The following is a 14,732-nucleotide window of genomic DNA, read 5'->3' on the forward strand; positions in this document are numbered from 1 at the left end:
CTTAAGGCGTGAGCGATCGGGGCTTAAGGCGTGAGCGATCGGCGCTTAAGGCTTGAGCGGACTGGGTGGAGAATTATGGCGAAGGAGGGACGAACGATGTTCGATTGGCTGCTCGCTTCGGGAGATAAAGAAGGGCATGGCGGTGAAGCGCCCTGGGCGCGCTGTACGGTCCGACTGACCGAGTCCGGCGGCATGTCGGCGGAGCTGCGCTTGCCGTCGGTCCCCGAAGCGTCGACGAATAGCGACCAAAATACATTAAACGAAACCCGATACGAATTCGCGGACGAGACGGGTGGCATACGCGTCACGTTGATCGTCAGGCGGAAGGGCGATTGCGTGACGGGACATGTGCAGGCGGAGCTTGCGAACGAAAATGTGTTCGGGAGCCAGCGAACGTTCGCCCCGGCGAATGCGATCGAGCTTCGGCTGGCTGCGGGTGCTGCGCCGGGACGCTGGATGGCTGTCTACCAGCACAAGGACTGGTGGACGCGTCCTGCGTTCGGCGCAGATTGGAAGACCGTCCCCGAGCGGACCCAGTCTCTTCTTTGCGGGGGCGTCGGCGGACGCTATCTGCAGGTGCTGCCGGTTAGCGGCGGTGCGACACGTGCAGATATATCAGGCGGCGAAGAGGGAATCGTTGCGCGGGTGACGCCGGGAGGAACCGGTCTGGCCCAAATCGACACGCTCGCTTTTGTGATGGGATCCGGCGTGGATCCGTACGCGATGATCGAACGGCATGCGGCCGTTGCCGCGGAGGCGCTCGGCAGAACCGGCCTGCTTCGCTTGAACAAAACGTATCCGCCGCTGCTCGATCGTCTGGGCTGGTGCAGTTGGGACGCCTTTTACCATAAGGTGAGCGAGGATGGTCTGCTGCAAAAAGCAGAGGAGCTGCAGCGCCTTGGCGTGCCTGCCGGGTGGTTCATGATCGACGACGGCTGGTCGGACGTTCGCGATGGCAAACTGGCGCGGTTCGAGGCGGCTCGGGCGAAGTTCCCGCTCGGGCTCGGTCATACGGTCGGCCAGCTTAAAAACCGATTCGACATTCGCCATGTCGGCGTATGGCACACGATCGCGGGCTACTGGGGCGGCATTGATCCGCAGAGCGAGGAAGCACGCGGATACGGCCGGTTTTTGCGCTCCAATGCGCGCGGGCAGCTGCTGCCGTCGCCCGAGCCTGGCGAAGCGTTCGGCTTCTGGCACGGCTGGCATGATTGGCTTTCTCGACAAGGCGTCGACTTCGTCAAGGTCGACAGCCAGAGCGCCGTGTCGAATTTCTGGGCGGGCACTCACGCGGTCGGCGACGCCGTGTCGGCATCGCATGCGTCGCTGGAAGCGTCGGTGGCGCTTCACTTTGACTCGACTGTAATCAACTGCATGGGGATGGCCGCCGAAAATGTCTGGCACCGCCCGAAATCGGCGGTCTCGCGCAGCAGCGACGACTTCGTGCCGCAGGATTTGCGGGGGTTCGCGGAGCATGCGCTGCAGAACGCCTATAATTCGTATTGGCACGGCGCTTTCTACTGGGGCGACTGGGACATGTTCTGGACCCGGCACCAGGATGCGCGGGCCGGGGCGCTGCTCCGCGCGATCAGCGGCGGACCGGTCTACGTGAGCGATCCGCCCGAGCAGACCGATCCGGCGCTGCTGCAGCCGCTAGTTTACCGCGACGGCTCGCTGCTTCGCTGCGACAGGGTCGCCAATCCCGCGCCGGACTGCCTGCTGCGGGATCCGATGCGGGAGGCTCTGCCGCTGAAGCTGTGGAATACGGCGGGCGGCGCGGGAGTTGTCGCGGTCTTTCGGATCGACGGGGAGCGGGGCCGGATTGAGGCCTCCATCGGGCCAAGCGACGTGCCGGGCTTCGGCGGCGAACGCTTCGCCCTGCACGAGCACGGTTCGGACAAAGCGGAGATCGTGGGACGCGGGGAGGCGATTGCGCTGGACCTCGCCCCAAGCGACAGCGCGATCTGGACAATAGCGCCGCTCGCGGACGGCTTCGCGCCTCTAGGCAGGCTCGACAAGTTTGCCGGCTCGCACGCGGTGATCTCCTGCGCGGCGGACAGCCGCGGCGGGATGCGCATTCGCGTCCGGGAAGGCGGCGGACCGTTCGGCTTCGTTTCCGACAGACTGCCGAGATCCGCGCGGGTAAACGGCGAGGATGTCGAAGTCAGAAGCACCTGCGCGCGCTTTTACACCGTCGAATTGCCGGATAGCAGGGGAGAATGCTGCCTCGAGCTAGAGTACGCTAAAGCCGAGAACCCATGAGCCGAGCGGGCTGCCGCTCCATGACCGGATTCGCCAGACCCCGCGAGGGGTAGCGAATCCGGTTGTTCTTTTCCCGGGAAATAACGTCAATTGCCGCGACGCCGCCGACACGCTTTTACTCCGTCCCCGACATCTGCTACGCTATGGGGAGACCTGTAGATTAAAGGAGAGAAGCAAGTGGAAGCAGCGCTTCAAATCGGCTCGCCTGCGCCGGAATTCGAGCTGCAGAGCGCGGATGGGCCGGTCAGTCTCAGCCAATATCGCGGCCGCAAGGTCGTGATTTACTTTTATCCGAAGGACAACACGCCGACGTGCACGCAGGAGACATGCGATTTCCGCGACGCGCATCCGGCGTTCGACGATTCGGGCGCCGTCGTGCTAGGCGTGAGCCCGGACGATCTTAAGGCGCACCGCAAGTTTGCCGACAAGTTCGGCCTGCCATTTCTGCTGCTGTCGGACCCCGATCACCAGGTTGCGGAGCAGTACGGCGTTTGGCAGCTTAAGAAGCTGTATGGCAGAGAATACATGGGCATCGTCCGCTCGACGTTCCTGATCGACGAGGACGGCATATTGCGCCAGGAATGGCGAAACGTGCGGGTAAAAGGCCACGCCGAAGCGGTGCTCGCCGCAGCACGCGGAGAAAGCGTGTAGAAGCGGCTTATTTCCCGCCAGATCGCGCCGCACCGGACAAATAAGACTGCGCCATCGTCTTATTCCCGCCGAATCGTGCCGCGCAGACGAATAACACTCCGTCATCGTCTTATTTCCCGGCCAATTCTCTTCTCGCTCCGGCTTGCCTTCGACCGCTGCCGCAAGGCCGAATCGCCTTGACGCTGTCGAAGCGGCGAAGCTATAATTACAACAATCGATTTGTGTGTATCCGGCACAGGCGCGCCCGGCGATTCGTTCGTCCGAGGCGGCGCTTGAAGACCTATTAGGAGGCTCTGTTCATCCAGTGACTAAACATGAGCATGAAATGATCGTGGTTCTCGACTTCGGCGGCCAGTACAACCAGCTTATCGCCAGGCGGATCCGCGATCTCGGCGTATACAGCGAGCTGCTTCCTCACAACACCCCGGCGGACAAGCTCCGCGCGCTTAATCCCAAAGGCATCGTTTTCTCGGGCGGTCCGGCCAGCGTCTACGCGGAAGGCGCGCCTTCCGTCGACCCGGGCGTTTACGAGCTCGGCGTTCCGATTCTCGGCATCTGCTACGGCATGCAGTTGATCACCCATCAGCAAGGCGGCAAGGTCGAACCGGCCGCCAAGCGCGAATACGGCAAGTCCGACGTCGACTTCGTGGCCGACGCGCATCTGGTCCGCGATCTCGAGACGCGCCAGACCGTCTGGATGAGCCACGGCGACCATGTTACCGAGCTGCCTGCAGGCTTCCGCGTCGACGCAAGCACGCCGCATGCGCCTGTCGCTGCCATGAGCCATGCGGAGCGCCGCCTGTACGCGGTGCAGTTCCACCCGGAGGTGCGCCATTCCGTTTACGGTAACGAGATGATTCGCAACTTCCTTTATAATATCTGCGATTGCAAAGGCGACTGGAGCATGGAGTCGTTCATCGAGGATATGATCGAGGAGATCAAGCGCGAAGTCGGCGATCAAAAAGTGCTCTGCGCGCTGTCCGGCGGCGTAGACTCGTCCGTCGTAGCCGCTTTGATTCACCGCGCGATCGGCGATCAACTGACGTGCATGTTCATCGACCACGGTCTGCTGCGCAAGGGCGAAGCCGAGAGCGTCATGGACACGTTCGTCGGCAAGTTCGAGATGAACGTCGTTAAGATCGACGCGAGCGAGCGCTTCCTGGGCAACCTGAAGGGCGTCAGCGATCCCGAAAAGAAGCGGAAGATCATCGGCGGCGACTTCATTCGCGTATTTGAGGAAGAGTCGGCGAAATTCGACGATTTCGCGTTCCTGGCGCAAGGCACGCTGTACACGGATATCGTCGAGAGCGGCACCGCGACGGCGCAGACGATCAAGTCGCACCACAACGTCGGCGGCCTGCCGGAAGACATGAAGTTCAAGCTCGTCGAGCCGCTGAAGGCGCTGTTCAAGGACGAGGTGCGCAAGGTCGGCGCCGAGCTCGGCTTGCCGGACGCGATCGTCATGCGCCAGCCGTTCCCGGGTCCGGGCCTCGCGATCCGCGTACTGGGCGAAGTGACCGAGGACAAGCTCGAGATCGTCCGCGAGTCCGATGCGATCCTGCGCGACGAGATTGCCAAGGCAGGCCTCGACCGCGAGATCTGGCAGTACTTCACGGCGCTGCCGGGCATGAAGAGCGTCGGCGTCATGGGCGACGGACGCACTTACTCGTACACCGTCGGCATCCGTGCCGTCACCTCGATCGACGGCATGACCGCCGACTGGGCGCGCATTCCGTGGGACGTGCTGGAGAAAATCTCAGTGCGTATCGTTAACGAAGTAAAGGACGTCAACCGCATCGTTTACGACATTACGTCGAAGCCGCCGGCGACGATCGAGTGGGAATAGTGCAACTATAAAGCGTTAAAAAAGTGTTTAAAATGACTCTCTTTTATTTGCGTCGTTCAGCAAATAGAAGGGGGTTTTTTTATTGAATAGTTCCCGGCTTCTGCGGCCCGCCTGCTCTCATGACGATTCTTTCATTATTCTTTCAGAGCTATGGTATATAGTTCGAAGAACTACGCTGGGTTATAGAGAGGGAGATCGTATTGAGAAAGTCATTGGTCGCACTATTAGTACTTCTTTTGTTAGTTGGTCCGCTATTCGTGCCTCCTAAGGCTCACGCTGCAACGGGATTGACGTTCAAGAGCGTGTCTTCGGGAACTTTTGCGACGCTCGCGCTCGACGATACCGGGCATATTTGGGCTTGGGGCAGCAACGCTGGTACGTTTGGCGACGGAACGACCCAAGGCTCCGACACGCCCAAGCGCATCGATGTGATGGACGGTTCAACGCCCGTAACGTTCCGGGATGTTCAGACGCAGCGGTTGACCTCGATGGCGCTCGATACTACCGGTCACTTGTGGATGACAGGGGAAGACGCTAACGGCGCCCAAGGTAACGGGACTGGACGAGTCGATGCGACGGCTTGGACCAAGCTTCCCGTATCGGACGGGGGAGGGGATGTCACATTTACAGTGATCGCCAAGGGGTTCTGGAACGGGTTCGCCATTGACAGTCACGGTTCGATCTGGAGCTGGGGGGCCTATATCAGCGAGACGCCGGTGAAACAGATTATTACGGACGGAGGTAGCTCCGTCTCCTTCAAGGGGCTAGCGGCCGGTAACCAGGCCGCGATCGCGCTTGACACATCCAACCGGATCTGGAATCTCCTAGCTATCTTGATGAATGTGGCGAAGTTCGATCTGGCGGACGGCAGCTCGGTGCCGTATCAGTTCCAGGCTATCTCTACCGGCAACGGTGGAGAAGCCGGCAACACCTCCACCAATTACATTCTACATACCGCACTGGATACGGATGGCCATATCTGGACATGGGGCAATAACAACTCCGGTCAATTGGGAGATGGGGGTGACTCGGGAGCGGCGGGCACGGCCACACCAACGCTTCGCGATCTGAAGGAAGGTGGCGTGTCCGCAAAATTCAAATCGCTGTCCGCCGGCAACCAGCATGTGCTAACTGTGGATATGGCAGGCGATATCTGGAGTTGGGGAGATAATGCCAATGGGCAATTGGGAGACGGCACGACCAATAACGGATCGCCGCAGAAGCTGACCGTAAAGGACGACAACGACAATCCGGTCGACTTCATGTCTGTCTTCGCCGGCTACGGCAGGTCGTTCGCGATCGATACTGACGGCCGAGTCTGGGGATGGGGCAACAACGCATCAAATGTGCCGACCCGATTAAAGTTCGCGCCTGCGGCAACGCTTAGCGTATCGCCGGCGTCTTCTACGACCAAGCTGCAGTCGGTCACGCTGACGGCGACGGTAACCGGCGATTTAGAGACGCCGACCGGTACGGTTCAATTCATGAACGGCACTACCGTGCTGGGGAGCGCTTCGCTTACCGGAGGGACCGCGACTTACACGACAGCTTCCTTGGCTTTAGGAGCCCATACATTGTCGGTTAGCTACCCGGGAGATAGTCACTATGCGGCGGCAAATTCCTCCGGCGTCTCCCACCAAGTCAACATGCCGGCAGCGCCCGGGCTGACATTAACCCCTTCGCCGACGAGCGATACGTTCGAGCCGGTGACCGTTACCGTGACACCTTCAATCAATGGCAGCGGCAACTCGCTCAGTCTCTTGAAGTGGCTGGCCGGTAGCAATACCGTGTTCAACTTCGCAAGCGCGGGGACTGATATTACGGCAACCAAGAAGTTTGATGCGGCAAGCAACGGAACTTATACGGTCTATGCGAAGGATGCGGCAGGCAGCGAGGTTGTTAAGACGATTAATATAACCAACATTCTGATAGCCGGCAACCCGGCGACGCTCGCTGCTGCGATCTTGACGGCAGGGCAGGCGTTGACGGTTCATTCGGAGGGAACGAATGTCGGACAAGCGTCTGCGAGCGCGCGGAACGCGCTGCAATCGGCGATCGACGCGGCGCAACTGGATAAAGATGATGCGGGGCATCGAACGCAGGCGCAACTGAACGCGGCAACGTCAACGCTGAACGGAGCGATCGCGACGTTTAACGAAGCGGTGATCGTAGCGGGCGATCCGGCGGCGTTGGACACTGCGATCGCGGCAGCGGAGCAGGCGCTGACGAATCATCCGGAGGGGACGAGCGTCGGACAAGCTTCCGAGAGCGCGCGGGACGCGCTGCAGACGGCGATTGACGCTGCGCAGGACGTCTCGGATGACGCAACGAATCAAACGCAGGCGCAGTTGTACGCGGCAACGACAACGCTGAACGGAGCGATTGCGACGTTTAACGAAGCGGTGATCGCAGCGGGCGATGCCGCGGGGCTGGGCGCTGCGATCGTGACGGCAGGGCAGGCGCTGACGGATCATCCGGAAGGGACGGGATTCGGGCAAGCTTCCGAGAGCGCGCGGGACGCGCTGCAAGTTGCGATCGATGCGGCGCAGGGCGTCTTCGGTGACGCCGCAAATCAAACGCAGGCGCAATTGAATGAAGCAGCGGCGACGCTGAACGACGCGATCTCAGCGTTCGGGCTAACGGTCGTCGGCGTCGTCCTGAACGTGCCGGACGCAGCCTTGTATGGCATAGGAGACACGCTCGCCTTCACGCTGACGTATCGCGACGAGGTGATCGTCACCGGCCTACCGCGGCTGGCGCTTGCGCTCGGAGCCGATTCCGTCGCTGACACCGTATATGCCGAGTATACGGGGGCACCGGGCGTAACGACGACAAGCTTGACGTTCGAGTACACAGTGCCTGAAGGCATGGTGGATGAAGACGGCATCGCGATCGAAGGCCGGCTTGATCTTCCGGCTGGTGCGGCCGTTACACTCGTCTCGGGCGGCGTGGATGCCCTGGCGAGCTTCGCCGTCCCCGAGACGAGCGGCATTCGGATGATCGGGCAGGCGCCGGCGCTTGAGCTGAGCGCGACTGACACGCCGCGCACGTCGGCCGATGTGACGGTGACGGCGGCGGTATACGGCGAAGCGACAGCGGGGAATTCGCTCGTGCGGCTGAACTGGCTGACGGGTGCGCATGACGTCTCCGACTTCGAGGGAGGAGCAGCCGGCGCGTCGATTGTCGTGCCGAAGGCGTTCACGGTGCAGACGAACGGAGACTATACCGTATATGCTCAGGATGCCGGGGGCAACGAGTCCGTAGCGGTCATTACGATCTCTTCCATCACGTATCCAGTCAGCGCGCCGTCAAAAGGCACGACGGTTGAATTGTCGCCGGACGGCGGTGTAGTGGTCCGTGTCGCCGATTCTGATATCGTAAAGGAGACCCAGCCGGACGGAACCGTGATGGAGAGGGTCGAGATGACAGACGCGTTGATGGACCAGATCTTTGGGCAGTTGAAAAACGCCGGCATACCGACCGTGACGTTGGTGATCGACGACTCGGAACGGGCGGTGAATGTACGCTTCCCGGCCGAACGACTCGGGGCGCAGCTTGCCGCTTATCCGAACTTGCAGTACGAGGTGCGGCTGAACGACTCCAGCTTCCTGCTGCAGGTTAACGTACTGGATCTGGCCGACCTGGCATCCCGGCTAGGCGTCGATTTGAAGGATTTAAAGGTGAGCATGCAGACATCGCAAGTTGTCGGATCCGCCAAGGCCGAACTGGAGCGGCTGGCCGGCACGAAGGGAATGAAGCTTGTCGGCCAAGCGGTCGATTTTCGCATCGTGGTGACGGGTGGCGGCCGCTCGATCGAAGTGACGGATTTTGGCGGCACATACATGGCCCGGGCTATCGTCATGGAATCGATCGGGCCTGGCAAGAGCTATACCGCCGTCGTATATGACCCAAGCGTTCAGTCGTTTTCCTTCGTTCCTGCCGTATTGGGGACGAGAAGCGACGATAAGCGGCAAATGTCCATGAGGACCCCGCATAACAGCATCTATGTCATCATGGAAACGACAAAGCGTTCGTTTGACGACCTGAACGGTCACTGGGCGAAGGAAGATGTGGAGCTGCTGGCGTCGAAGCTGATTGTGCAGGGCGTATCCGATACGAGGTTCTCGCCTGGGGGCACCGTCACGCGCGCAGAATTCCTCACGCTGCTCGTGCGGGCGCTGGGCATCAGAACGGATGCGGATGCGACAGCTTTGAGCTTCGCAGATGTGCCGTCGTCCGCCTGGTACGCGTCGGAGGTAGCTGCTGGCGTGAAGGCCGGATTGGTGAAGGGGCTGGATTCAGACCGCTTCGACCCGAACGGCACGGTGACACGGGAACAGATGGCCGTCATGTTGGATAATGCGCTGACACTGGCAGGGGAGCAGAATAGCGAGTCTGCCGCCGTGTCCGGGATTGTCGGCTTCGCTGATGAGAACCGCATCTCGCCATGGGCGCGCGCAGCGACCCGGCGGGTCGCAGAAGCCGGCATCGTGCAAGGTACGGCGGACGGACGCTTCGAGCCGCAAGCGAACGCGACCCGGGCCGAAGCGGCTGCGATGCTTAAGCGCTTCTTATTGACGGTACAGTTTATCGATGGGTGATCATGAATTTACAAATCCTTTTTATTTGCGCATTGCGCGGATAAAGAGGATTTTTTTATGCCTCGGTTAGTTGATATGATATAGACAACCGATTTAAACGCGCAGACTTGGGCAAAGGGGGCATTAAGCTGATTTATCTCATTAAATTCGTCTACAGCTTCGTGCTGCCGCCGGGGATCTTCGTCCTGCTGCTGCTGGCCGCCTCCGTCTGGCTGTGGAGGAAATCTCGCAAACAAGCATGGCTGATCGCCGGCATCGCGCTGCTTTTCTATATCTCCGTCATACCGCTCACGAGCCAGACGCTGATCCGGTCGCTCGAGAGGCAATACGATCAGCCTGGCACTATCCAAGGAGACGTCATCGTCGTGCTTGGAGGCGGGGCGACACGCGCGACGCCCGATCTCGGCGGCGAGGGCAATCTGGGCGGCGGCGCGGCCAACAGGCTTTTAACGGCGGTGCGGCTTCACCGGACGACCGGACTGCCGATTTTGTTTTCGGGCGGACAAGTGTTCTCCGACAGCGGCAACGAAGCGGATATCGCGAAGCGGCAGCTGATCGGTCTGGGCGTGCCGGAGAGCGACATCCTTGTGGAAAACCGTTCGCTGAATACGGAACAGAATGCGGTGTATACGGCGGCGCTGCTTAAGTCGTCCGGATTGACGCATCCCATTCTCGTAACGTCCGCTTTCCATCTGCCGCGGGCGGTACGGGAGTTTCGTCTGGCCGGCGTCGATTCCGAGCCTTTCCCGACGGACTATCTCTCGAGCGGCGGACGCTTTTCCTTTTATCCCGGCCTGCTCGCGCCCAATAGCTCGTCTGCCGGCACGACGGGAACGGCCCTCAAGGAGTATCTCGGCTTGCTGGCGCTTAAGCTCCGATAAGGCGAAGACAGCGAAGATATCGTTCAACCGTCCAATGTTCACTTTGATTCCGCTTTCAACATACATTTACAGACGATTCTTTGATAATATTGCTAATTCATTAACGTAGACAATCGTTTCGTGCATTAATATTCATGTTTTTGTTGACATCCGACAAATTTCGGCCCTAGAATATGCATGGGACCATAATTAAAACAATTGCATATCGATTCGTATATTTCCGGGGATTGGCCCGGATGTCTCTACAAGGTCACCGCAAAGGACCTGGCTACGAAAAACGCGCTAGGCGGAGTCTCGATCTACGGATCGGCTCCGCGCATGAGAACGCGTTTTTATGCGGAACCTAGGAGAAGCATCTTCTGGGTTTTTTGGTTGTGGCGCCAACTTTTAAGGGGCGAAAGGGGAGCTTTGGAGACGATGGAACGTTTCTTTAAGCTGAAGGAATTCGGTTCAAACGTACGCACGGAGATCATGGCGGGCATTACGACGTTCATGACGATGGCGTACATCCTGGCGGTCAATCCGCTGGTGCTCGGAGGATCGGGGCTCGACACGTACGGCATCTTCCTCGCAACGGCGCTCGGCGCCGGTATTTTCACGCTTGCGATGGGCTTGTTCGTCAACTTCCCGGTCGCGCTGGCGCCTGGCATGGGGCTCAACGCCTACTTCGCGACGACAGTCGTAGCGTCCAAAGCGACAGGCCACGCAATAACGCCTTCGATGGCGCTGGCCGCGGTATTCATTTCGGGGATTATCTTTATTATCCTGACCGTCACCAAGATCCGTCAGATGCTGATCGTTGCGATCCCGGACAGCATCAAGTACGCGATCACGGTCGGCATCGGCCTGTTCATCACGATCATCGGCCTCAAAGGCAGCGGCCTGCTGACGATCTCGCTGAGCCCGTTCGCGGACTATGCGGCCGGCTCCTACAGCAACCTGAACAGCAACGAGACGATTTTTCACCTCGGCGACATCACGGAGCCGTCCGTATGGCTGACCGTGCTCGGACTGCTGATCATCAGCGCGCTGATGGTGCTCCGCGTTCGCGGCGCCATTCTGTACGGGATCCTGCTCACGACGCTCATCGGCGCCATCCCGGGCGTGGACGTCGTCAGCTTCGACTCGCTGAAGTCCGCGGACTGGGTGCCGAATTTCAGCAAACTGAACTTCTGGGACTTCAACTTCGGCGACCTCCTGACCACCGGTCTTCTCTCGGCGATCGCGACGTTCACGTTCGTCGAGCTGTTCGATACGTTCGGCACCATGGTCGGTACGGCCAACCGGGCCGGTTTCTTCAAGGATAAGGAGAAGGGGCGCAAGCTCGTCGGCAAAGCGATGCTGGTCGATGCCGTAGCCGTAAGCGGCGGCGCCATGCTCGGCACGAGCACGATGACCGCGTTCGTCGAGAGCTCCGCCGGCATCGCCGAAGGCGGCCGTACGGGTCTGACCTCGTCGACGACGGGCGTACTGTTCCTCCTGTCGCTGTTCCTCGCGCCGATCGCGCTGCTCGTGCCGTCTCCGGCGACGAGCGCGGCGCTGATCATCGTAGGCGTGCTCATGATGCAGTCCGTCAAGGAGATCGACTTCGAGGATCTCGTCGTCGGCATTCCGGCGTTCCTGACGATCGCAATGATGCCGTTTACCTACAACATCGCCAACGGCATTTCATTCGGCATCATCTCGTATGTGGTGCTGGCCGTCATCGCCAACCTGGCAGGCAAGAAGAAATACCAGGTTCACTGGCTGATGTGGGTGCTGTTCGTGCTCGTCATCGCGCGTTACGTGTTCATCGGCGCGGAAGGCTGATCTGTATACTCCCGCACGCGATCTCCGCTTCCTTCTATAAAGAAGGAGCGGAGATTTTTTTGTGGAAGATCAGACTTACATGCCGCGTAAGCAGGTAAGCGCACAATCGGCATATCGGAGCTGGTTTTATGGCTTGCGACCCCCTAAACCTGCATTTGTACAGGTATTTTTCGCCGACGTACGATACTTGATGAAATACCTGCGAATGTGCAGGTAAATTCAAAGCGCGAGCCGGAAATTCGGCTGATGGCGTAAAATAACTGCACTTTTGCAGCTATCCTCTTTAAACAGACCGACATCGGCGGAAATACATGTATTTTTGCAGGCGATTAAGCCGTTAACAGATTCTCCGCGCGACGCCAGTTTTGGATATCCGTCAAATTTTAAATGATCGTTAGGGCGAGCATCCCTGAGGGGATTCTTGTTTTACCGTCGCATTGTCCGACAAGGATTGACACTTTTTGAAAAGGTAAGCTATGGTTGATCTATCAAGCTGCCAATCGCTCGCGTCGGCAAGGGAGACCATATGCTGAAATATTTCACCGTCTACAGAGGGCTGCTCGTCCTGCTCTTGCTCTGCCTGCTGATCGAAGCCGCGTACGCGGTCGCCGCGCCGCTCAGCCTAAAGTATTTGGTCGACGAAGCATTCGTCCCCAAGGACGGCGGCATGTTCGCGCTCATTCTGGGACTGTTGATCGGGGCGGGCGTGCTGTCGATCGCGGCCTCTTTATCAGGCGACTACGCGCTGGGAAAATTAGTCGGCCAAGGCATCGCGAAGCTTCGTCTCGACCTGTTCGAGCGCCTTCAGCGTCAATCGATCTCCTTTTATGGGGAGTATGGCACGGGCGATCTGGTCGCGCGCTTCACGACGGACACCGCTTCGGTCGAGCGCTCCATCGGGGCGACGGCGCCTTTGCTGTTCGCGCAGACGCTCAGCGCATGCCTAGGGATCGTCATGCTGTTCGCGCTCGACTGGAGACTGACGCTGATCATGCTCGCGGGCTCGGCGCTCATGATCGCGGGACCCAAGCTGCTGCAGCGCAGAGCCGAAGCCGGCCAGCAGCAGCTCAAGTCGTCGCAGGAACGCTTTATGAACGCGATCGACGAGACGGTGAAGGGACACAAGACGATCCGCAGCCTACACCAGCAGGAGCGAGTGCGCCAGCTGTCCGCTCGTCTTATCGGAGAGATGCTGAAAAATGGGTTGCGGCTCCGCCTCGTCACTTCTTGGATGGAGCGTCTGCCGCTGGTGTCGCTCATGGTCCTGAACGGCGCGATGATCGGCTTCGGCGGCTACCTAATATTCCATGACCAGCTGACGATCGGCGGTTTCATGGCATTCTTTACGCTGTTCATGACCGTCGGGCAGTCCGCTACCAATCTGACCTACCTCATTCCCGGCATCATCGAGGCGCGGGTCAGCTTCGCCAGAATCGGCGAGCTGATGGGGCGCGAGCCGGAAGTGCCGGAGCCTGCGGAACCTCGTTCGCCCGCTGCCCCGATCAAGGAGATCGCAATGGCCGGCGTTACCTTCGGCTACGAAAAGGGAACGGATCAGCTTCGCGGCGTATCGCTCGGCATCGCGGGCGGCAGCTACACGGCGTTCGTCGGCGCCAGCGGTTCGGGCAAGAGCACGGCATTGCAGCTGCTCGCGCGGCTTTACGATCCGAGGCAGGGGAATATCGCGATGGACGGCATCGACCTGCGCGAGATCGGAGAGCGGCGGCTTCGCGAACTGGCGCTGCTTGTGGGGCAGGACACGTTTTTGTTCAATGCGTCGGTCCGGGACAATCTGCTGCTGGACAAGCAAGGCTTGAGCGAGGCCGATATAAATGAATCGGTGCGCAAAAGCGGGCTGCAAGAGGCGGTCGCGCGCTGGTCGAATGGACTCGATACGCTCGTCCGGCAGGAGGGCGGCAGCTTCTCCGGCGGGGAGCGTCAGCGCATCGCTTTGGCCCGGGCGCTGCTTCGCGATCCCGACGTGCTGCTGCTCGACGAAGTGACTTCGGCGCTCGATCCGGCGTCGGAGACTGCGGTGAACGAGCTGGTGCTGTCGCTGCGCGGCCGCAAGACGGTCGTATCGGTGACGCACCGGCTGTCCGCGGTCGTGGAAGCCGATCGTATCTATGTGTTCGACAAGGGCGAAGTCGTCGAAAGCGGCACGCATGAGCAGCTCCTGGTCAGAGGCGGCGCTTACGCGCGATTGTGGGAAAAGCAGCAAGGCTTCCGGCTGTCCGAGGACGGCCTGCATGCGGACGTGAACACGGATTGGCTGGCGCGGCTGCCGTTTCTGGCTGGAATCGACGCCGCTCTGCTGGGCAGTCTGTCCGCCGCATTCTCGACGCAGACTTGCCGGGAAGGCGAGGTTATTGTCCGGGAAGGCGAGGAAGGACATACCTTCTATATTATCGTGCGCGGTAAATTTGAAGTGACCAAGCAGACGGAGGATGCGGGCGAATGCCGCGTCGCGACGCTCCAGGACGGCGATTATTTCGGAGAGATCGCGCTTATGAAGGAGGTGCCGCGGACCGCCACCGTTCGCGCGCTGGGTCCTTCCGTGCTGCTGTCGATGCGCAGAGAGACGTTTCAACGGCTGCTCAGCGGTTCGATGCAGATCCGCGACGAATTAAACCGCGCGCTGGAACGGAGAGCCTGAGCGGCAAGCTGCGGAGAGGAGAGGTT

Annotated in this window: 7 protein-coding genes and 1 riboswitch; all 7 genes read left to right on the top strand. The window is 60.0% G+C overall.

Annotation, left to right across the window (positions count from 1 at the left end; translation table 11 throughout):
* Positions 1-96 precede the first annotated feature (96 nt).
* The 7 genes from ACFOTD_RS28895 to ACFOTD_RS28925 all read left to right on the top strand — a co-directional run bounded on the left by ACFOTD_RS28895 (position 97) and on the right by ACFOTD_RS28925 (position 14,706).
* A complete protein-coding gene (locus tag ACFOTD_RS28895; RefSeq protein ID WP_378123427.1) occupies positions 97-2,262 on the top strand; it encodes a Sip1-related alpha-galactosidase in 2,166 nt (721 codons plus the stop codon).
* A gap of 177 nt (positions 2,263-2,439) precedes the next feature.
* Entirely contained in the window at positions 2,440-2,913 is a 474-nt protein-coding gene (bcp, locus tag ACFOTD_RS28900; RefSeq protein WP_378123428.1) for a thioredoxin-dependent thiol peroxidase, read from the top strand.
* A gap of 325 nt (positions 2,914-3,238) precedes the next feature.
* Complete coding sequence (gene guaA, locus ACFOTD_RS28905; RefSeq protein WP_378123458.1) at positions 3,239-4,759, top strand: glutamine-hydrolyzing GMP synthase; 1,521 nt, start codon at positions 3,239-3,241, stop codon at positions 4,757-4,759.
* Between the two features lie 200 nt (positions 4,760-4,959).
* Positions 4,960-9,360, top strand: coding sequence for an S-layer homology domain-containing protein (locus ACFOTD_RS28910; RefSeq protein WP_378123429.1), 4,401 nt, complete (start codon positions 4,960-4,962; stop codon positions 9,358-9,360).
* A 128-nt stretch (positions 9,361-9,488) separates the two neighbouring features.
* Positions 9,489-10,241: a YdcF family protein gene (locus tag ACFOTD_RS28915; RefSeq protein ID WP_378123459.1), complete on the top strand. Its 753-nt coding sequence runs from the start codon at positions 9,489-9,491 to the stop codon at positions 10,239-10,241.
* Between the two features lie 190 nt (positions 10,242-10,431).
* Positions 10,432-10,532: riboswitch (purine riboswitch) on the top strand.
* A gap of 126 nt (positions 10,533-10,658) precedes the next feature.
* Positions 10,659-12,050 carry an NCS2 family permease gene (locus tag ACFOTD_RS28920; protein ID WP_378123430.1) on the top strand — a complete coding sequence of 464 codons (1,392 nt, stop codon included), beginning with the start codon at positions 10,659-10,661 and terminating at the stop codon, positions 12,048-12,050.
* A 526-nt stretch (positions 12,051-12,576) separates the two neighbouring features.
* Complete coding sequence (locus ACFOTD_RS28925; protein ID WP_378123431.1) at positions 12,577-14,706, top strand: ABC transporter transmembrane domain-containing protein; 2,130 nt, start codon at positions 12,577-12,579, stop codon at positions 14,704-14,706.
* The last annotated feature ends 26 nt before the right edge of the window (positions 14,707-14,732 follow it).

Origin of the sequence: Cohnella sp. GCM10012308 (assembly GCF_042649185.1) — a bacterium.
Lineage (GTDB): Bacteria > Bacillota > Bacilli > Paenibacillales > Paenibacillaceae > Cohnella.

Coding starts and splice junctions, on each gene's coding strand:
- ACFOTD_RS28895 (WP_378123427.1), top strand. CDS start 97: ATGTTCGATTGGCTGCTCGCTTCGGGAGATAAAGAAGGGCATGGCGGT.
- guaA (WP_378123458.1), top strand. CDS start 3,239: ATGATCGTGGTTCTCGACTTCGGCGGCCAGTACAACCAGCTTATCGCC.
- ACFOTD_RS28920 (WP_378123430.1), top strand. CDS start 10,659: ATGGAACGTTTCTTTAAGCTGAAGGAATTCGGTTCAAACGTACGCACG.
- ACFOTD_RS28925 (WP_378123431.1), top strand. CDS start 12,577: ATGCTGAAATATTTCACCGTCTACAGAGGGCTGCTCGTCCTGCTCTTG.